The following is an 18,350-nucleotide window of genomic DNA, read 5'->3' as shown; positions in this document are numbered from 1 at the left end:
CAGGAGCCGACCCCGCGCGTCGCCGACGCACCGGCAAACCGCTCGTGTCCCGGGTCGCGCTGTTCGCCCTCTTCCCCGGCGAACGCCTCACCGTTCGCGCGATGGTGCGGGAAGGGACCGGCTCGCACCCTCTCGGCGAGCCGCTCGGGCTGACCGGTCCCGACGCAGGTCAGACCGGATAGGCGTGGGTCTGGGTCGCCTTGACCGTGGCCCAGACGTCCGCGCCCGGGTGGAGGCCGAGTTCGGCGGCGGCGACCGTGGTGAGGTCGGCGGCCAGGGGGAGGTCGCCGGTGAGGTCCACGCGGAGCTGGTCGCCGTGGGTCTCCATCCCGCCCACCTCGCAGTGCCAGAGGTTGCGCGCGCTGGAACCGGTGGGCCGGCTGCTGTGCAGGGTCACGGCGCCGGGCGGGAACGCGACGAAGACCCGGCCGGTCAGGTCCTCGGTGGTGGTGACCGTCGGGCCGCCGTCCAGCCGTACGGTGTGGCCCTCGGCCCGGCCGGTGTAGAGGTTCAGGCCGACCAACCGGGCGATGTAATCGGTGCGCGGGTGACGGGCGATGTCCCGGGGCGTTCCCTCCTGGACGACCCTGCCGTGCTCCACGACCACCAGGCGGTCGGCCAGCACCATCGCGTCGAGCGGATCGTGCGTCACCAGGACGGCGACGGCCTCGAACGCGGCGAGACGGCGGCGGAGTTGGGCGCGTACCTCCAGGCGGGTACGGGCGTCCAGGGCGGCGAGGGGCTCGTCGAGGAGGAGCAGCCGGGGGCTGGTGGCCAGGGCGCGGGCGAGGGCCACGCGCTGGGCCTGGCCGCCGGAGAGACGCCGGGGCTTGGACCCGGCGTGGTCCGCCAGGCCCATGCGGTCCAGCAGCGCGGCGGCCGTCGCCCGCGCCTGGGCCTTCGTGGCGCCCCGGCAGCGGGGGCCGAAGGCCACGTTGTCCAGGGCGGTGAGGTGGGGGAAGAGGAGGTAGTCCTGGAAGACGACGCCCACGGGACGGGAATCGGGCGGAAGACGGTCCAGCTCCCTCCCGTCCAGGCGGAGGTGCCCGGTGCTGAGGGGCGTGAGACCGGCCAGGGCGCGCAGCGCCGTGCTCTTGCCGGCACCGTTCGGGCCGAGCAGGGCGACGACCTCACCCGGTGCGGCGGTCAGCGCGATGTCCAGGCGGAAGGTGCCGCGGTCGACGACGAGGCGGGCGTCGAGACCGTCGGGGCCCTCGCCGAGTGCGGAGGTGCCCCCGGCGGGGCCGTCGTGCTCGCGCCTCCCGGTGCCGGTCATGACGTGGTCAGCCAACGGTCGCGCAGGCCGGCCAGCACCGCGATCGAGACGGCGAGCAGGACCAGGCTGAGGGCGACGGCCGCCTCCGGGGCGCTCTGCAGGGCGAGGTAGACGGCCAGGGGCATGGTCTGGGTCCGGTCGGGGAAGTTGCCGGCGAAGGTGATCGTCGCCCCGAACTCGCCCAGCGCCCGCGCCCAGGCCAGCACCGAGCCCGCCGCGACGCCCGGCGCGATCAGCGGCAGCGTGACCCGGCGGAACGCGGTGAAGCGCGACGCGCCCAGCGTGGCCGCGGCCTCCTCGTACCGGCGGTCGGCGGCCCGCAGCGTGCCCTCGACGCTGATGACCAGGAACGGCATCGCCACGAACGCCTCCGCGACCACCACCCCGGCCGTCGTGAACGGCAGGGTGACGCCGAACCACTCGTCCAGCCACCGCCCGACGATGCCGTTGCGGCCGAGCGCCATGAGCAGGGCGACACCGCCCACCACCGGCGGCAGCACCAGCGGCAGCGTCACCAGCGCCCGCACCAGGCCCCGGCCGGGGAACTCCGTACGGGCCAGCAGCCAGGCCAGCGGTACACCGAGGACCAGGCTCACCGCCGTCGCCGCGGTGGCGCACACCAGGGAGAGCCGCAGCGCCTGCCACACCGCGGGGCTGGTCAGCTGTTCGGGCATGCTCTGCCACGGGGCCCGGACCAGCAGCGCGAGCAGCGGCACGAGCAGGAACGCCAGCGCGAGCAGCGCGGGCAGCAGCAGGGGCAGCGGCACGCCCTGCCCGCCCACCACCCCCGTGCGGCGCCGCCGCGGACCGGCACCCTTACGGAGGTCTCCACGGAAGCCCTTACGGGTGCCGGTCCCCGTGCCGGAGGTGTCCGCCGGGGTCACGACGTCAGGAACCCGGCGTCCGCCAGCACCCGCTGTCCCTCCTCGGACCGCACGTACGCGATGAACGCCTCGGCCGCCTCGGCGTTCGGGGCGTTCTCGAGCAGGGTGATCGGGTAGTCGTTGACGGCCTCTGCGGCCTCGGGGAAGTCCACGCCCTCCACCTTGTCACCCGCCGCGCGCACGTCGGTCCGGTACACGAGGGCGGCGTCGGCCTCCTTCAGCCCGACCTTCGTCAACGCGCTCTTGACGTCCTGCTCGTACGACACCGGGGTGAGTCCGATGCCGCCGGCGTCCAGCACCGTCTGCGCCGCGGACCCGCACGGCACCTCCCTGTCGCACAGGACGACCTTCAGCTTCGGGCCGGTCAGGTCCTCCAGCGAGGAGACGCCCTCCGGGTTGCCCGGCAGGGTGGCGATCTCCAGCCGGTTGCGGACGAAGGTGGCCGGGGTGCCGGCGGCGTCCCCCGCGTCCGAGACGATCTTCATCGTCCCGGGGCTGGCGGAGGCGAAGACGTCGGCGGGGGCACCGCTGGTGATACCGGCGGCGAGGCTGTCGCTGCCGCCGAAGCTGAACGTGACCCCGGTGCCGGGGTTCGCCTCCTCGAAGCGCTCGCCCAGCGTCGTGAAGCTCTCCGTGAGGGACGCGGCGGCGAACACGGTCACCGTGCCCGACAACTCGCCCGACGCGCGCGCGTCCCCGCGCCCCGACGAGGAACCGCCGTCGGAGGACGGGGAGCAGGCGGTCGCGGCCCCCGGAACCAGCAGCACGGCAGCGACGGCACCGGCCACCCGCGTCATCGGCATCCGGCGGCCCGAGCGGGACGGGCGGGTCCGGTGTGCGGGGCGGGTCGTCACAGGGCTGCTCCCTCTGCCTGCTGCTTCTCACGGTCCGACCGGGCGGTCGTGCACGCGCCGATCATACTGCCGCAGATGCAAGCTGAAAATTGTCTTTTGTCTTGCATCAGCTGTCCTGGCAGAGCGAAAGTCCCGCATGTGCGTTTGTCCGGACCGCGGGCCGGATGTCTTCGGCCGGGAGGCGGTGGTCCATGGCCCGGCCTCTTGTCGCAGACGTCGCCGGTCCGGTCGCCGGCCTCGTCCTGGCCGCGCCCGCCGCGGCGCTGCGTGAGGGGCGGCCCGGACGGGTTTCCTCCGAACTCCCCCCTCCCTGGCGCCGGATGAGTGTGAACAGTGGCTGGTGTATGAGATACGAAAGAGCGCACTCATGGCGTCCGGAGCCTTGCCAGGCTGGTCCGGACCGCCCTATTCTCCCGGTGAGAAAGCGCTTTCCCCGGTTGTCGGTTCGGGACCAGTGGAGCGAAGTCGCCTCGTTCGCCGGTGACTTCGCGCAGGAGCCGCCACTGGTCCGGCGCGGGAGCACGGTCGCGGTGATCCCGCGGCCGGCGTCGGCCGACCTGCCCGCCGGGCCCTCGTGGCAGCGGTCGGTCCGGTCGCACCGAAGCCGAGCAAGAGCCGAGCAAGAGCCGAGCAAGAGCCGAAGAACAGCCTCGGAGAACAGCACCCGCAGCAGGGCGGGGCCAGGGCGCCCGCAGGGCGTGATCACGGTACGGTCGAGTGCGGCCGGAACCGTCCGGAGAGATGTCCGGCGGATCCGACCGCGCTCTATGTGACATGTCCATGACCATTTTCACGGTACTGAAGTCGGCCGTCGCAGTCGCCCCGGTCCATCCACGCAGTCCGCCCCCCGGCACGTGCAGACGAACAGGGAGAGACACGGATGAAGAGATCAGCAGCAGTGCGCCTCGGCGCGACACTGGCCACGGCGGCCCTCGCGGCCGCGACCGGGCTGGTGGTGTCGACGTCCTCGGCGTCGGCGGCCGTCACCGGCAGCGCCACCGGCTACGCCACGCAGAACGGCGGTACCACCGGCGGCGCCGGCGGGCAGACGGTGCGTGCCACCACGGGCACCGCGATCCACGCGGCCCTGTGCAACCGGGCCAGCAGCAGCACCCCGATCATCATCGAGGTGCAGGGGACCATCAACCACGGCAACACCACCAAGGTGTCCGGCGGCAGCTGCAACACGGCCGCCGACAAGATCGAGCTGAAGCAGATCAGCAACGTCTCGATCGTCGGTGTCGGCAGCGGTGCCGTCTTCGACCAGCTGGGCATCCACATCAGGGAGTCCAGCAACATCATCATCCAGAACGTGACCGTCCGGAACGTCAAGAAGTCCGGCTCGCCCACCTCCAACGGCGGTGACGCCATCGGCATGGAGAGCGGTGTCCGCAACGTCTGGGTCGACCACGCCACGCTGGAGGCGTCCGGCGGCGAGTCGGAGGGCTACGACGGCCTCTTCGACATGAAGAACGACACCCGGTACGTGACCCTGTCGTACAGCATCCTGCGCAACTCCGGCCGCGGTGGCCTCATCGGGTCCAGCGAGAGCGACCGTTCCAACGGCTACGTCACGTTCCACCACAACAAGTACCAGAACATCGACTCCCGTACCCCGCTGCTGCGCGGCGGCATCTCGCACATCTACAACAACCACTACGTCGACCTGCACGAGTCCGGCATCAACTCCCGGGCCGGGGCGCGCGCGAAGGTGGACAACAACTACTTCGAGGACTCCAAGGACGTCCTCGGCACCTTCTACACCAGCGAGGCCGGCTACTGGCAGGTCGGCGGCAACATCTTCGACAACGTGACCTGGTCCAGCCGCAGCGGCGACAACCAGCCCGCCGGTCCGAACCCGACGTCCAACACCTCGGTCGCCATCCCCTACTCCCACCGCCTCGACAACGCGAACTGCGTACCGGACGTGGTGAACCGGACGGCCGGCGCCAACAAGGGCAACCAGGTCTCGGACGGCAACTGCACCCCGCAGAACCCGGGCCCGACCGACCCGCCCACCGACCCCACCGACCCGCCCACCGACCCGACCGATCCCCCCACCGGGACCAACCTCAGCCTCGGCGCCGGCGCCGACGGCTCCAGCAAGGCCAGTGGTACGAGCTACGGCCACGTGATCGACGGCAACACGGGCAGCTACTGGTCGCCGAGCGGTTCGACCGGTTCCGTCTCGGTCAAGTGGCCGTCCGCCACCTCGGTGTCGAAGATCGACATCCGGGAGGCGGCGGGCTCCCAGGGGGCCATCCGGAACTGGAGGGTCCTCAACCACGACACCGGAGCCGTCCTGGCCTCCGGCAGCGGAGCGGGTGTCATCTCCTTCCCGCAGACCTCGCTGCGCAAGGTCACCTTCGAGATCACCAGCTCCAACGGCACCCCGAGGGTCGCCGAGTTCGAGACCTACAACGGCTAGGAACGCGCCGAAGGGCTCACACGCCCGGCCTCCGGTCCCGTCCGGGACCCGGGGCCGGGCGTCGGCCGTACCGCCGGAAAAGGGAGTGTACGTTCGTACGCTCTGCGGATAGGGTCCGGCGTATGACCACTGACGTACTGCGCCGGCCGGGCGCGGCCGAGCGGCGGGCCCGGCCGGCCGTTGCCGTGCTCTTCTTCACCAACGGCGCCCTGTTCGCGAACCTCCTGCCGCGCTATCCGCAGATCAAGGCGGATCTCGGGATCGGCAACGCCGCCTACGGGCTGGCCGTCGCCGCGTTCCCGGCGGGGGCCGTCGTGGCCGGGCTGGGGGCGGGGGTCGTCGTCCGCCGGCTGGGCTCGGCGCGGGCCGCGGTGGCGAGCACCCTGCTGACCGCGGCCGGGATCCTCGTCGCCGGACTGGCGCAGTCGGTGGTGCTGTTCGCGGTCGCGCTGTTCCTGGCCGGTGCGGCGGACGCGTTCACCGACGTCGCGCAGAACGTCCACGGCCTGCGGGTGCAGCGCCGCTACGGGCGCTCCCTCATCAACTCCTTCCACGCCGTCTGGTCGATCGGCGCCGTCACCGGCGGAGCCATGGCCGCCGGTGCCATCGCGCTCGGTCTCCCGCTCGGGACGCACCTGCTGATCTCGGGTCTGGTCTTCGGCGCCGCCGCCTGTGTCGCCCTGCGGTTCTGCCTGCCGGGACCCGACACCGGGCCGGCCGAGGAGGTGGAGGCGAAGGGCGGGCCCCGGGAGAAGGGGGGCGCCGGGGGAGGCCGTCCGGCCCTGACCTCGCGCACGCGGTACGTACTGGCCGCGCTCGTCCTCATCGCCACCGCCGGCACCCTCGTCGAGGACGCGGGCAACTCCTGGGCCGCGCTCTACCTCTCCGACTCGCTGGACGCGTCGGCGGCGCTGGCGGCGTCCGGTTTCATCGCCCTGGTCGGGGCCCAGTTCATCGGCCGGATCCTCGGCGACCGGCTCGTCGACCGGTTCGGCCGGCGCGCCGTCGCCCGCGCCGGAGGCTTCGTCGCCGCGGCCGGCATGGGCCTGGCGCTGGCCGTGCCCACGGTGCCCGGCACCGTCCTCGGCTTCGCCGCGGCCGGGTTCGGCGTGGCGACCCTCGTACCCGCCGCGATGCACGAGGCCGACGAACTGCCCGGCCTCAAGGCCGGATCGGGCCTGACGATCGTCTCCTGGCTGATGCGGCTCGGCTTCCTGCTCTCCCCGCCGGTCGTCGGGCTCGTCGCCGACGAGGCCGGCCTGCGCCTCGGCCTGCTGGCGGTGCCCCTCGCGGGCGTGCTCGTGGTCGTCCTCGCGAGGGTGCTGCAGAGCGGTGGCGCATCACGTGCAAAGCGGTAGGGGGCAGATGGCGACGTGACGGTGCGGGAGCGGGGGAGCGCTTTTGCGGTGCCCGGCCCCCGGCAGTGGCGGAGGGGGCGGGTCCGCCGGGGTGCGAGGGCCTCTCCCCGCGCCCCGGCCCGGTTCACCGGCCTTCCGCCGGCCGGAGCGGGCATCGGGCCGGGCCTGCTCATCGGCCGGTTCACCGGCCCACCGGCGGCACGCGCGCTCATCGCGCTGGGCGTTGTCGCGGCTGTGGTGTCACCGCTCTTCACCTGCCCGGGGCTCCTGCGCGGCTGCCCGGGGCGGCCTGCGGCCGGGGTGGAGCCGGCCTGCCTGCCCCGCAGGGGCGTCGGGGGCGGGCCGGTCCGGCAGGTCCAGCAGGGTGGACAGGTGCGCGGGGCACTCCTCGACCACGAGGTGTCCGGCTCCGGGGACCACGTGGAGGTCGGTGCCGAGGGCGGTGCGCACCGCCGGGCCGAGCCGCCGCGGAGGGAGGAAGACGTCGTGCTCCCCGCTGACGACCAGGCGGGGGACCGGACGCGCGGGCAGGACGGCCGCGCCGGGTGCTCCGCTGGAGCGGGAGTGGAGGGCGACCAGGGTCATCCAGTCGACCAGTTCCTCGCGGGGCCCGCGGCCCGGCGCGAGCATGGTGCGCAGGAGCCGGGCGCTGCGCGCCGGCGCGGGCCGCAGGAACCAGGGGACCGAGGCGGCCAGCACCCCGGGGGTCACCCTCAGCCGGGTCAGTCCGCCGGGGGAGACCAGGACGAGCCGGTCGACGCGGGGAGAGTCGCAGGACAGGGCGACGGCGGCGCCGAAGGAGTGGCCCATCACCGCCACCGGCCCGGACGCGACCTGCTCGATCACCTCGCCCAGCCACGCCCCGTACCACGCGAGCCGGCCGCCGGACGGACCGCGCGCGCCGGAGCTGAGGCCGGGCTGGCCGGGAACGTCCGTCAGCAGGACCCGGTGGCCGGCCTCCACCAGGGCCGTGGCCTGCGGCAGGGACGTGGCGGCGTTGAAGTTGGTGCCCGGGACGAACACGACCGTCGTCGCACCGGATCCGGCGAGGACCAGGTGGGTCCGCGTGCCCTCGGCGGTCACGGTCCTTCGCTCGTGCGGCACCGGCCACGCGTCGAGACGGGCGAGGCACCAGCGCCGGATGAGCTCCCTGCCGGCCGTACTGCGGTAGATCGACGTCACGCGCCGAGTATGGCCCCTCGTCCCGCCCGTGACGAGACGGGCCGCACGGACCGGGCACGCGGTGACCACGGAGTGTACGTTCGTACGCTCCAAGGTGTACCGTCCCCCCATGGCGACGGACCACTTCGCACAGGACCCCCGTACGAACCTGGAACGGATGCGGGCGGGCGACCCCTACATCGCCGACGACCCCGAGATCGCCCGTCGGCAGCAGGAGGCCGTACGCCTGGCCGCCCGCTTCCAGGCCGCCTTCGTCGAGGACGCCGTCGCGGCGCAGTCGGTCCTCGCCGAACTGCTCGGCTCCGTCGGTGAGGGGGCGCATGTGCGTCCGCCCCTGTACGTCGACTACGGCAGCAACATCACCATCGGGGCCCGCACCTTCGTCAACTACAACCTGACCGCGCTCGACGTCGCGGCCATCGTCATCGGCGAGGACTGCCAGATCGGCCCGGGCGTCCAGCTCCTCACCCCGACACACCCCGTGGAACCCGGGCCCCGGCGCGACAAGCTGGAGGCCGCGCAGCCGATCACCATCGGCGACAACGTCTGGATCGGCGGCGGCGCCGTCGTCCTGGCCGGGGTGAGAGTCGGGGACAACTCCGTGATCGGCGCCGGCGCGGTCGTCACCAAGGACGTGCCGGCGAACGTGGTCGCCGTCGGCAGCCCCGCCCGCCCGGTCCGCGGCGTCTGAGACTCCCGTGGCCACCGGACACACCGACCCGCGGCGCCGCGAACGCATCGTCGCCGCCACCCTCGACCTCATCGCCGAGGAAGGGCTCGCGGCGGTCTCGCACCGCAAGATCGCCCGGCGCGCCGGGGTGCCGCTGGGGTCGATGACGTACCACTTCGGCGGGATGGACGAGCTGCTCAGGGAGGCGTTCGGCGAGTTCACCGGCCATGTGGTCGCGATCTTCGACACCCATCTCGCGACACCGTCCGGCCCCGAGGAGGCCCGGGAGGCCGTGGCCGACCTCATCCACGCCCTGTCCGAGGACAGCACGCGCGACCTCGTGCTCACCCAGGAGCTGTACGCCCTCGCCGCCCGCCGGCCCGCCTACCGGGAACTCACCCACGAGTGGATGCGCCGCAGCCGGGTCCACCTCGAGAAGTACTTCGACCCGGACACCGCCCGCCAGCTCGACGCCCTCATCGAGGGACTGACCCTCCACCTCGCCCTCTCCAGGGAACCCCACGACCGCACCCTGACCCTCGAGGCGATCGCCCGCATCACGGCGCCCGGCGGCGCACCGCCCCGGGAGCCCTGACCGGGCCACCGCCGGTGGGGTGTGTCAAGGGGAGTCCGGGCGTGAGGACGCCGAGGGACCGGACCGGGACCCTCGGGCGGCCGGGGGTGTGAGTGTCGCCGTGAAGCGGTAGCGCGAACCCCGGTACACCGCGCGGACCCACTCGACCGGCTTCCCCCGCTCGTCCCGTGAGTGGCGGGACAGCCGCAGCATCGGCAGGCCCACGTCGGTGTGGAGCAGCCCGGCCTCCCGCGGGGTGGCGGGGGAGGTCTCGATGGTCTCGTCGGCCTCCGCCAGGCGTACGCCGTAGACCTCGGCGAGCGTGGTGTAGAGCGAGGTGCGGCGGGCCAGGTGCCGGCGCAGGCCGGGGAAGCGGCGCGCCGACAGGTGGGTCGCCTCGATCGCCATCGGCTCGCCCCCGGCCAGCCGCAGCCGCTCGACGCGCAGCACCTTCTCACCGCGCTCCACCTCGAGCAGCGCCGCCAGGTCCTCGCCGGCCGCCATGCAGTCGATGTCCAGGACCCGGGAGGCGGGGGTGAGCCCCTGGTTGCGCATGTCCTCGGTGTACGAGGTCAGCTGGAGGGTGCGGTAGATCTTGGGGTGGGCGACGAAGGTGCCCTTGCCCTGGATGCGGACCAGCCGGCCCTCGCTCACCAGCTCCTGGAGGGCCTTGCGCACGGTGGTGCGCGAAGTGCGGAACTCGAGGGCGAGGAAGCGTTCGGCCGGCATCGGCGAGCCCGGTGGACGCGCCTCGGTCATCCCCAGTAAGCGCTGCTTGATGCGGTAGTACTTCGGGACGCGGCCGGTGGGGCCCGGCGCCTGTGTCTCGGCCTGGGCGCTGCTGAGGTCCGTGCTCATGACCTGCCTTCCGGGTGCGGGGTCCGGCGGCGCGGACGGCAGGCGCCGGCCGCGGTGCACGTCGGCGAACGGCCGGGTTCGGCGCCGCACGCTCGGCGGTCCCGTTATAACCGCACGCCTTCTTTTGGTCTAGTCCAACGGTCGACACGTCCCTGTTCGCGGGGAGTTCCGGGCCCCGCGAGAGGTGCCGGTCACGGCTTGGGGGATCGGTGGCACGACCCTTGACAGGGCCATAGGTCTAGGCCAAGCTCCCCTTGCTGGTCTAAACCATTTACGGAAGCCGGGTCCCAGCCCGCCGAGTGCTGCGCCGCTGCGAGGGTCACCGCCGAGGGCGTGGGTGTGGAAGGCATTCCTGAGGAGGGGTGGCGCGTGAAGCGCAAGCTGATAGCCGCGATCGGGGTCGCGGGCATGGTGTTCTCCGTCGCTGCGTGCGGGGGAGGCGACGGCGACGGGAAGAACACCGGGGCGGACGGCTTCGAGGGGCAGACGCTCACCGTGTGGGTGATGGACGGCTCCTCGCCCGACGAGTGGCAGAAGGACCTCGCCAAGGAGTTCGAGACCAGGACCAAGGCGAAGGTCACCTTCGAGGTGCAGCAGTGGAACGGCATCCAGCAGAAGCTGACCACCGCCCTGTCCGAGGAGAACCCGCCCGACGTCTTCGAGATCGGCAACACGCAGACCCCGGCCTACGCCAAGACCGGTGGCCTCGCCGACCTCACCGGGCTGAAGTCGGAGATCGGCGCGGACTGGACCGAGTCCCTCAACGAGTCGTCCGTCTTCGACGGCAAGCAGTACGCGGCGCCCTGGTACTTCGCCAACCGCGTGGTCCTCTACAACAAGAAGGTCTGGGCCGACGCGGGCATCGAGGAAACACCCGAGACCCGCGACGAGTTCTACGACGCGCTCAAGACGATCGGTGACAAGACCGACGCGGAGCCGATCTACCTGCCCGGCCAGAACTGGTACCACTTCGTCGGCCTGGTGATCGGCGAGGGCGGCGAACTCGTCAGGAAGGACGGCGACAAGCACGTCTCCAACCTCGACGACCCGAAGGTCGCCGCCGCCATGGAGACGTACAAGAAGTTCCAGGCGCTGTCCAAGGCGCCCAAGGACAAGGACGAGGCCACTCCGCAGCAGGGTGAGGTCTTCGCCAAGGGCGACGTCGGCGCGTTCATCGGCATGGGCTGGGAAGCCGGCATCGCCATCAAGGCCAACCCCAAGATCGAGAAGGACATCGGCTACTTCACCATCCCGGGCACCGCGGCCGGGCAGCCCGAGGGCGTCTTCCTCGGCGGCTCCAACCTCGCCGTCGCCGCGGGCAGCGAGAAGCAGGAACTCGCCCGGGAGTTCCTGAAGCTGGCCCTCTCCGACAAGTACGAGGGACAACTGGCCAAGCTCAACGGCGTCATCCCCAACAAGGAGTCGCTGCAGAGCAACCTGAAGGGCAACGCACCCGCCGAGGCCGCCGCGCCGGCCGCCGCCGTCGGCGGCACCACCCCGCTGATCCCGGAGTGGGCCGCGGTCGAGAACGCGCCCAACCCGATCAAGACGTACATGACGGCCGTCCTGAACGGCAAGTCCCCGGCCGAGGCCGCGAAGCAGGTCGAGGACGAGTTCAACAAGCGCCTGGCGCAGCAGCAGTAGAAGCGCGGGCACTCCCACCGGAGCGGGGACCGGCCGTACGGACGGCCCCCGCTCCGGCGTTGAACAGGCCGAGAAGAGAGATCGCGAGCATGACCGTGCAGACCGAACGGCCGCCCTCCGGCCCGGCGGACGCCCGCAAGGCGGACGGCGGGGGGACCGGCAGGCCCTCACCGAGAGCCGCGTCGCGCGCCGGCGCGCTCGCCCCGTACCTGCTGCTGCTGCCCGCCTGCGCGGCCACCGTGCTGCTGCTCGGCTGGCCGCTGCTGAAGGACGTCCTGCTGTCCTTCCAGAACCTCAACATGGGGCAGCTGATCCAGCACGTCACCGAGTGGAACGGGTTCGACAACTACAAGGAGACCCTCACCAGCGAGGACTTCTGGCGGGTCACCCTCCGCTCGGTCCTCTTCACGGCGGTCAACGTCGTCCTCGTCATGGTCCTGGGCACTCTGGTCGGCCTGCTGCTCGCCCGCCTCGGCAGGAGGATGCGGTTCACCCTGCTGATCGGCCTGGTGCTGGCCTGGGCCATGCCGATCGTGGCCGCCACCACCGTCTACCAGTGGCTGTTCGCCCAGCGCTTCGGCGTCGTCAACTGGGTCCTGGACAAACTCGGCTGGCACTCCATGGCCGACTACAGCTGGACCAGCAGCCAGATGTCGACGTTCTTCGTCGTCACCGTGCTGATCGTGTGGATGTCCATCCCGTTCGTCGCGATCAACCTCTACGCGGCGACCACGACCATCCCGGGCGAGCTCTACGAGGCCGCTTCCCTCGACGGCGCCGGCGCATGGCGGAGCTTCACCACGGTCACCGTGCCGTTCCTGCGGCCGTTCCTCTACGCGACGACCTTCCTGGAGATCATCTGGGTGTTCAAGGCGTTCGTCCAGGTCTTCCTCTTCAACGGCGGAGGCCCCGACCGGCTCACCGAGATCCTGCCCGTCTACGCCTACGTCGAGGGCATGGGCAACCAGCACTACGGCATGGGCGCGGCGATCGCCGTCCTGACCATCCTGATCCTGCTCGGCCTGACCGCCTACTACCTCAGGATCGTGCTCAAGCAAGAGGAGGACGAGCTGTGAGACGCTCGCTCCTGGCCCGTCTGTGGCCCAACGTCACGGCCGTCGTCCTGTTCATCGGCTTCGTCTTCCCCGTGTACTGGATGTTCGCCACGGCCTTCAAGCCCACCGGCGACATCATCTCGGAGAACCCGGTCTGGTTCCCGACCGACGTCACCTTCCAGCACTTCAGGACCGCGACCGGCGTCGACCACTTCTGGACCTACGTCCGCAACTCGCTGACCGTCACCGTCCTGGCCGTCCTCTTCTCGCTGATCATCGCGCTGGCAGGCTCCTTCGCCCTGGCGCGGATGCGGTTCAAGGGGCGGCGCGGCTTCGTCATCGGTTTCATGCTGGCCCAGATGGCGCCGTGGGAAGTCATGATCATCGCGATGTACATGATCGTGCGGGACGCGTCGATGCTGAACAGCCTCGTTCCGCTGACGCTCTTCTACATGATGATGATCCTCCCCTTCACCCTCCTGACGCTGCGCGGCTTCGTCGCCGCCGTGCCGAAGGAGCTGGAGGAGTCCGCGATGGTCGACGGCTGCACCCGCGCCCAGGCGTTCCGCCGGGTCATCCTGCCGCTCCTCGCGCCGGGCCTGATGTCCACATCGCTGTTCGGCTTCATCACCGCGTGGAACGAGTTCGCGCTGGTCCTGGTGCTCAACAAGGACGCCGAAGCACAGACCCTGCCCCTGTGGCTCTCCAGCTTCCAGACCCAGTTCGGCAACGACTGGGGCGCGACCATGGCCGCCTCGTCGCTCTTCGCCGTCCCCATCCTGATCCTCTTCGTCTTCCTGCAACGCAGGGCCGTCAGCGGCCTGACCGCGGGCGCAGTGAAGGGATAACGCCACCCGATGACGACATCCACCACCGGCACCGACACCCTCACCCGCGACGCCCTCGCCGTGCTCCAACCGGGCTTCGCCGGCACCACCGCGCCCGACTGGGTGCGCCGCCGGCTGTCCGAAGGGCTCGCCTCCGTCGCCCTCTTCGGACGCAACGTCGCCACCGCCGAGCAGGTCGCCGCCCTCACCGCCCAGCTGCGGGCCGAACGGGACGACCTCCTCGTCGCCATCGACGAGGAGAGCGGCGACGTCACCCGGCTCGAGGTCCGCACCGGCTCCTCCTTCCCCGGCAACCACGCCCTCGGCGCCGTCGACGACACCGCCCTCACCCGCGGCGTCGCCCGCGAACTGGGCCGCCGGCTCGCCGAGTGCGGCGTCAACTTCAACTGGGCGCCCTCCGCCGACGTCAACGCCGACCCCGACAACCCGGTCATCGGCGTCCGCTCCTTCGGCAGCGACACCGACCTGGTCGCCCGGCACACCGCCGCCTGGGTCGAGGGCCTGCAGTCCACCGGCGTCGCCGCCTGCACCAAGCACTTCCCCGGCCACGGCGACACCAGCGTCGACTCCCACCACGCCGTCCCGCACATCGACCTCGACGCCACCACGCTCCACGAACGCGAACTCCAGCCGTTCCGCGCCGCGATCGCGGCCGGCACCCGCGCCGTCATGAGCGCCCACATCCGCGTCCCCGTCCTCGACCCGGACCGCCCCGCCACCCTCTCCCGCCGCATCCTCACCGACCTGCTGCGCGGCGAGCTCGGCTACCAGGGCCTGATCGTCACCGACGGCATGGAGATGCGCGCCGTCTCCGGCACCTACGGCCTCGAACACGGGGTCGTCCTGGCCATCGCGGCCGGCGCCGACGCGATCTGTGTGGGCGGCGGGCTGTGCGACGAGGGAACGGTGCAGGGCCTGACGGACGCACTCGTCACCGCCGTCCGCTCGGGCGAACTCCCCGAGGAGCGGCTCGTCGACGCCGCCGCCCGGGTCCGCGCCCTGGCCGACTGGGCCGCCGGGACGCGGCGCTCCCCGGGCCCCGGGGGCGACCGCGAGCCGGAGATCGGGCTCACGGCGGCCCGCCGCGCGGTGACCGTCACCCGCACCGGGCCCGCCGCACCGGTCACCGGACCGGTGTACGTGGCGACCTTCCACCCCGCCGCCAACATCGCCGTCGGCGACGAGACCCCCTGGGGCGTCGGCCCGGAACTGGAGCGCCTGCTCCCGGGCACCGCCACCGGCTCCTTCACCGGCCCCGACGCCGGAGCGCGGGCGCTCGAGGCGGCGGCCGGCCGGCGCGTGGTCGCCGTGGTCCGCGACGAACACCGGCACGCGTGGATGCGTACGGCCCTGGACACCCTGCTCGCGGCCGGGCCGGAGACCGTGGTCGTGGAGATGGGCGTGCCGCAGTCCGCGCCGCGCGGCGCGCTGTACGTCGCCACGCACGGGGCGGCGCGCGTGTGCGGGGTCGCGGCCGCCGAGGCGGTCGTCGCGGGCTGACCCGCGGGGAAACCTCACTCACGTAGTCCCTCACCCGGGTGTTCACGTGGCTCCCCAGGTGCTGCCGCGGCTCAGCGGTCGACGGAGCACGCAGCACGAGGGGGCGGGGCACCCGTGGTCAGGATGTGCTGGACGACCCGGAGTGCCTCCGCCGGGGGCAGCGTGTCCTCGCCGGGATACTCGCCGTGTTGCCCGTTCGCCAGGACGAAGCCCTTGCCGGAGCCGCTCGCACCCGGATCCACCGCGTGTTCGCCGGGGCCGTCCTCGCCGTCCAGCGGCACGGCCATGGCCCGCTCGGTGTTGCTGATGAAGGCCAGTGACCGGCCGGACGAACTGGTCGGCGATGCCTCGGGTCGCCCGGCGCTGATCCGTTCCCGCAGCGCCTCGATCGCCGCTGCCGGTGAGGTCGGCCCGGTGCCGTCGCAGAAGGCCCAGGACCCGATCACGCGCTCGGCCTTCTCGCACCGGAGCGGGGCCACGGGGCACGGCCCGAGGCCTCCGGCATCGTCGCCGCGGGACTCCGGGAACGGCCGGCCGTCCGGTTCACGGACTGACGACGGCCCCGGACGAAGGCCGGCCGGCCCGCAGCGCGCGGACCGGCCGGCCTTCGTCGTCCCCGTGGTGCCGGCGGCTCAGCCCCCGGCCGGCAGCATCAGCCGGGCCAGCAGGTCGTCCAGCGTGACCATGCCGGTCAGCCGGCCCGAGTCGTCCCGGACGACCGCCAGTGTGCCCCGGCGGCGGCGCAGCACGTCGATCGCGTCGGCGACCGTCGTGGTGTCCGTCAGCTCGGGCACCGGGCGGGCCAGCTCGCGGGCGCTCGTGGCACGGCCCCGGGCGCGGGCGACCAGCACGTCCCGCGCGTGGACGGCGCCGAGGACGGTGCCGCCGTCACGGACGAGCAGCCGGGTCCGGTCGTACGCGGTGGCCACCCGCAGCACCTCGTCGACGCCCGCGTCGCCCCGCACCGAGTCGATCTCCTCGGCCGGGATCCGCAGGGCACTGACCGGAGTGTCGGGCTCGGTCAGCGAACGGGTCAGCAGCTGCGAGTCCGTCTTGCTGATCAGGCCGAGCCGCTCCGACTCCACCACCAGGTGGGTGAGCTGCTCACGGTCGTGGACCGACGCCAGCTCGTCGCGCGGGCTCACCCGGCACATCCGTACCAGCGCGTTGCTCACCACGTTCAGCACGTGGATCAGCGGCCGGACGACCTTCACCACCGCCCGGAACGACGGAGCGAGCAGCATCGCGGAACGCTCCGGGTGGGCGATCGCCCACGACTTGGGCGCCATCTCGCCCACCACCATGTGCAGGAACACCACCAGCATCATCGCGACGGCGAACGCCACCCCGTAGCTGACCGCGCTGGGCAGACCCAGGGCCTGCAGCAGCGGGTCCAGCTCGTGCGAGATCGCGGGCTTGGACACCGAGCCCAGACCCAGCGTGCACACCGTGATGCCCAGCTGGGCACCGGCGAGCATGAGCGACAGCTCGCGCATGCCGGCCAGCGCGGCACCGGCGCCGCGCCGCCCCTCGGACGCCGCCCTCTCCATGCGGTGCCGTTTGGCGGCGACCAGCGCGAACTCGGCCGCCACGAAGAACCCGCTGCCGATCAGCAGCAGCACGGTCACGAAGAGAGCCGTCGGGAAACTCATGCGGGCTCCTCCGTCTTCTCCACGTCGTCCTCCACCGGCGGCTCGATCCGGGTGACCCGCACCCGCTCGGCGACATGCCGGTCCAGGGTGCGTACGTCGATCACCGCGCGGCCGTCCCCGGGCAGCTCGACGGTGACCCGGTCACCCACGGTGGGGAAACGGCCCAGCCGGTCCACCACCAGGCCGGCCACCGTCTCGTAGTCGTCCCCCTCGGGCAGCTGGACGCCGGTGGCCCCGGCCACCTCGTCCAGCCGACGGCCCGCGTCCACGAGCCAGCCGTCGCCGTCGGCGACCGCCAGTTCGGAGACCTTGTCGGACTCGTCGGCGATGTCACCGACCAGCTCCTCGGCGATGTCCTCGTAGGTGACGATGCCGGCCACGCCGCCGTGCTCGTCGAGGACGACCGCGAACTCGTCCTCCTGCTCGCGCATCCGTGCGACCGCGTCCGGCAGCGGAAGCGTGTCCGGCAGCAGCAGGGGTTGCCTGGCCATCCGGCCGGCGGTGAGACCGGCCATCCGGTCGGCGGGCACCGCCATCAGCTCGCGCACGCCCAGCACCCCCGCGACGTCGTCGGGGTGATCGCCGAGCACGGGGTAGTTGGAGTGGCCGTGTGCCGCGATCAGACCGACCGCCTCGCCGGCGCTCGCCCCCCCGCGGACGAAGACGGCGTCCGCGCGCGGCACCATCACCGCGTGCAGGGTCCGCTCGGAGAACTCCAGCGCGTGGTCCAGCAGGGTGGCTCTGTCCCCGGGCAGCGTCCCGTTCTCGTGGGACTCGCCGATCAGATGACCGAGCTCCTCCAGCGTGGCACCGTGGTGCAGCTCCTCGACCGGTTCGATGCCGATGCGGCGCAGCAGGTGGGACGCGGCGTTGTCGAAGATCCGCACCAGCGGTCCGACGACCTTCAGGTACGCCAGGGTCGAGCCGGCCAGCGCCTTCGCCAGCCGTTCGGGCACCGCGATGGCGAGGTTCTTCGGGGCCAGCTCACCGAGCACCATCTGGACGATCGTGGCCAGCACGAACGCGAGCACCACCGAGACGCCGCTCACGGCCGCGTCCGGCAGCCCGAGACCGGACAGCGCCGGTCCGAGCAGCGCGGACACCGACGGCTCGGCGATGAAACCGACGACCAGACCGGTCACGGTGATGCCGAGCTGGGCGCCCGACAGCATGAAGGACAGCCGCTCCAGCACCTTCAGCGCGCGGGCGGCCCTGCGGTCCCCGGCCTCGGCCTCACGCGCGAGCGCGAGCCGGTCCACGGAGACGTAGGCGAACTCCTGGGCCACGAAGTAACCGGTGCCGGCGGTGAGCACGAACACGGCGAGCAGGCCCAGGAAGGCCTCTACGGCACTCATCGAACACCACCCCGCCGGGTGCCGGTCTCAACAGTTGCGTGACGGGATGGTCGGGGACTGTGCCCCGGGGGGTCCGTCGATCTGGCGGACACGTGCATGACTCCTCGTGGATGTACCGGCCGGCCGGCCGGCCGGACTGGATCTGTCTGCGATCCAACGATTCGGACAGGGGACATGTTCCCGGTCCGGCCCGCGGCTCGGCGGTGCGGTGC

The 18,350-nt window shown here is 72.3% G+C and carries 16 protein-coding genes; 8 read left to right on the top strand and 8 right to left on the bottom strand.

Annotated elements, in window-relative coordinates; translation table 11 throughout:
* Positions 1-169: 169 nt before the first annotated feature.
* From ORI94_RS26640 to modA, 3 genes are read right to left on the bottom strand one after another with little or no spacing between them, the layout of a single operon-like run.
* Positions 170-1,276 (bottom strand): ABC transporter ATP-binding protein, encoded by a 1,107-nt coding sequence (locus ORI94_RS26640; protein ID WP_266080143.1) that lies wholly within the window; start codon positions 1,274-1,276, stop codon positions 170-172.
* Complete coding sequence (modB, locus tag ORI94_RS26635; RefSeq protein WP_416237902.1) at positions 1,273-2,160, bottom strand: molybdate ABC transporter permease subunit; 888 nt, start codon at positions 2,158-2,160, stop codon at positions 1,273-1,275. The genes ORI94_RS26640 and modB overlap by 4 nt, the downstream gene beginning before the upstream one ends.
* On the bottom strand, positions 2,157-2,957 hold the full coding sequence (gene modA, locus ORI94_RS26630) for a molybdate ABC transporter substrate-binding protein (protein WP_266080219.1): 801 nt from the start codon (positions 2,955-2,957) through the stop codon (positions 2,157-2,159). The genes modB and modA overlap by 4 nt, the downstream gene beginning before the upstream one ends.
* 937 nt (positions 2,958-3,894) lie before the next feature.
* Between modA and ORI94_RS26625 the strand changes: the two genes are divergently transcribed.
* A complete protein-coding gene (locus ORI94_RS26625) occupies positions 3,895-5,442 on the top strand; it encodes a pectate lyase family protein (RefSeq protein WP_266080141.1) in 1,548 nt (515 codons plus the stop codon).
* Positions 5,443-5,564: 122 nt separating this feature from the next.
* Positions 5,565-6,800: an MFS transporter gene (locus tag ORI94_RS26620; protein WP_266080139.1), complete on the top strand. Its 1,236-nt coding sequence runs from the start codon at positions 5,565-5,567 to the stop codon at positions 6,798-6,800.
* A gap of 240 nt (positions 6,801-7,040) precedes the next feature.
* Here ORI94_RS26620 and ORI94_RS26615 read toward each other — a convergent pair whose 3' ends face one another.
* Positions 7,041-7,982, bottom strand: a complete 942-nt coding sequence (locus tag ORI94_RS26615) for an alpha/beta fold hydrolase (protein WP_266080137.1) — start codon at positions 7,980-7,982, stop codon at positions 7,041-7,043.
* Positions 7,983-8,091: 109 nt separating this feature from the next.
* Here ORI94_RS26615 and ORI94_RS26610 point away from each other — a divergent pair, with 109 nt between their 5' ends.
* Together ORI94_RS26610 and ORI94_RS26605 are read left to right on the top strand one after the other, a co-directional pair.
* The gene (locus tag ORI94_RS26610; RefSeq protein WP_266080135.1) at positions 8,092-8,673 is read left to right on the top strand and encodes a sugar O-acetyltransferase; all 582 of its coding nucleotides are present in this window, start codon (positions 8,092-8,094) and stop codon (positions 8,671-8,673) included.
* A gap of 7 nt (positions 8,674-8,680) precedes the next feature.
* A complete protein-coding gene (locus ORI94_RS26605; protein WP_266080133.1) occupies positions 8,681-9,247 on the top strand; it encodes a TetR/AcrR family transcriptional regulator in 567 nt (188 codons plus the stop codon).
* Between the two features lie 24 nt (positions 9,248-9,271).
* Here the strand turns inward: ORI94_RS26605 and ORI94_RS26600 are convergent, their stop codons facing one another.
* Positions 9,272-10,084 (bottom strand): GntR family transcriptional regulator, encoded by an 813-nt coding sequence (locus ORI94_RS26600; protein ID WP_266080131.1) that lies wholly within the window; start codon positions 10,082-10,084, stop codon positions 9,272-9,274.
* Positions 10,085-10,453: 369 nt separating this feature from the next.
* On the opposite strand from ORI94_RS26600, the gene ORI94_RS26595 reads away from it, so the two are divergent.
* The 4 genes from ORI94_RS26595 to ORI94_RS26580 all read left to right on the top strand — a co-directional run bounded on the left by ORI94_RS26595 (position 10,454) and on the right by ORI94_RS26580 (position 15,131).
* Complete coding sequence (locus tag ORI94_RS26595) at positions 10,454-11,728, top strand: extracellular solute-binding protein (protein ID WP_266080129.1); 1,275 nt, start codon at positions 10,454-10,456, stop codon at positions 11,726-11,728.
* 89 nt (positions 11,729-11,817) lie between these two features.
* Positions 11,818-12,804, top strand: coding sequence for a carbohydrate ABC transporter permease (locus ORI94_RS26590; protein ID WP_266080127.1), 987 nt, complete (start codon positions 11,818-11,820; stop codon positions 12,802-12,804).
* Positions 12,801-13,631, top strand: a complete 831-nt coding sequence (locus ORI94_RS26585) for a carbohydrate ABC transporter permease (protein WP_266080125.1) — start codon at positions 12,801-12,803, stop codon at positions 13,629-13,631. Before ORI94_RS26590 ends, ORI94_RS26585 begins: the two co-directional genes overlap by 4 nt.
* 9 nt (positions 13,632-13,640) lie before the next feature.
* Entirely contained in the window at positions 13,641-15,131 is a 1,491-nt protein-coding gene (locus tag ORI94_RS26580) for a glycoside hydrolase family 3 protein (protein WP_266080123.1), read from the top strand.
* A 71-nt stretch (positions 15,132-15,202) separates the two neighbouring features.
* Here ORI94_RS26580 and ORI94_RS26575 read toward each other — a convergent pair whose 3' ends face one another.
* The 3 genes from ORI94_RS26575 to ORI94_RS26565 all read right to left on the bottom strand — a co-directional run bounded on the left by ORI94_RS26575 (position 15,203) and on the right by ORI94_RS26565 (position 18,138).
* A complete protein-coding gene (locus ORI94_RS26575) occupies positions 15,203-15,577 on the bottom strand; it encodes a hypothetical protein (protein ID WP_266080121.1) in 375 nt (124 codons plus the stop codon).
* 186 nt (positions 15,578-15,763) lie between these two features.
* Complete coding sequence (locus ORI94_RS26570; RefSeq protein WP_266080119.1) at positions 15,764-16,783, bottom strand: hemolysin family protein; 1,020 nt, start codon at positions 16,781-16,783, stop codon at positions 15,764-15,766.
* Positions 16,780-18,138 (bottom strand): hemolysin family protein, encoded by a 1,359-nt coding sequence (locus ORI94_RS26565; protein ID WP_266080117.1) that lies wholly within the window; start codon positions 18,136-18,138, stop codon positions 16,780-16,782. The genes ORI94_RS26570 and ORI94_RS26565 overlap by 4 nt, the downstream gene beginning before the upstream one ends.
* Between the last annotated feature and the right edge of the window lie 212 nt (positions 18,139-18,350).

The sequence above is a fragment of the Streptomyces sp. NEAU-W12 genome (genome assembly GCF_026242095.1).
Classification (GTDB): Bacteria; Actinomycetota; Actinomycetes; order Streptomycetales; family Streptomycetaceae; genus Streptomyces.
Note: the sequence above shows the minus strand (reverse complement) of the source record. Positions and strands in the feature narration are given on the sequence as shown.

What these genes read in the sequence shown, in the direction of transcription:
- ORI94_RS26580 (WP_266080123.1), top strand. Translation starts at nt 13,641, where the DNA reads ATGACGACATCCACCACCGGCACCGACACCCTCACCCGCGACGCCCTC.
- ORI94_RS26565 (WP_266080117.1), bottom strand. Translation starts at nt 18,138, where the DNA reads ATGAGTGCCGTAGAGGCCTTCCTGGGCCTGCTCGCCGTGTTCGTGCTC.
- modA (WP_266080219.1), bottom strand. Translation starts at nt 2,957, where the DNA reads ATGACGCGGGTGGCCGGTGCCGTCGCTGCCGTGCTGCTGGTTCCGGGG.
- ORI94_RS26610 (WP_266080135.1), top strand. Translation starts at nt 8,092, where the DNA reads ATGGCGACGGACCACTTCGCACAGGACCCCCGTACGAACCTGGAACGG.
- ORI94_RS26625 (WP_266080141.1), top strand. Translation starts at nt 3,895, where the DNA reads ATGAAGAGATCAGCAGCAGTGCGCCTCGGCGCGACACTGGCCACGGCG.
- ORI94_RS26640 (WP_266080143.1), bottom strand. Translation starts at nt 1,276, where the DNA reads ATGACCGGCACCGGGAGGCGCGAGCACGACGGCCCCGCCGGGGGCACC.
- ORI94_RS26600 (WP_266080131.1), bottom strand. Translation starts at nt 10,084, where the DNA reads ATGAGCACGGACCTCAGCAGCGCCCAGGCCGAGACACAGGCGCCGGGC.
- ORI94_RS26570 (WP_266080119.1), bottom strand. Translation starts at nt 16,783, where the DNA reads ATGAGTTTCCCGACGGCTCTCTTCGTGACCGTGCTGCTGCTGATCGGC.
- ORI94_RS26590 (WP_266080127.1), top strand. Translation starts at nt 11,818, where the DNA reads ATGACCGTGCAGACCGAACGGCCGCCCTCCGGCCCGGCGGACGCCCGC.
- ORI94_RS26620 (WP_266080139.1), top strand. Translation starts at nt 5,565, where the DNA reads ATGACCACTGACGTACTGCGCCGGCCGGGCGCGGCCGAGCGGCGGGCC.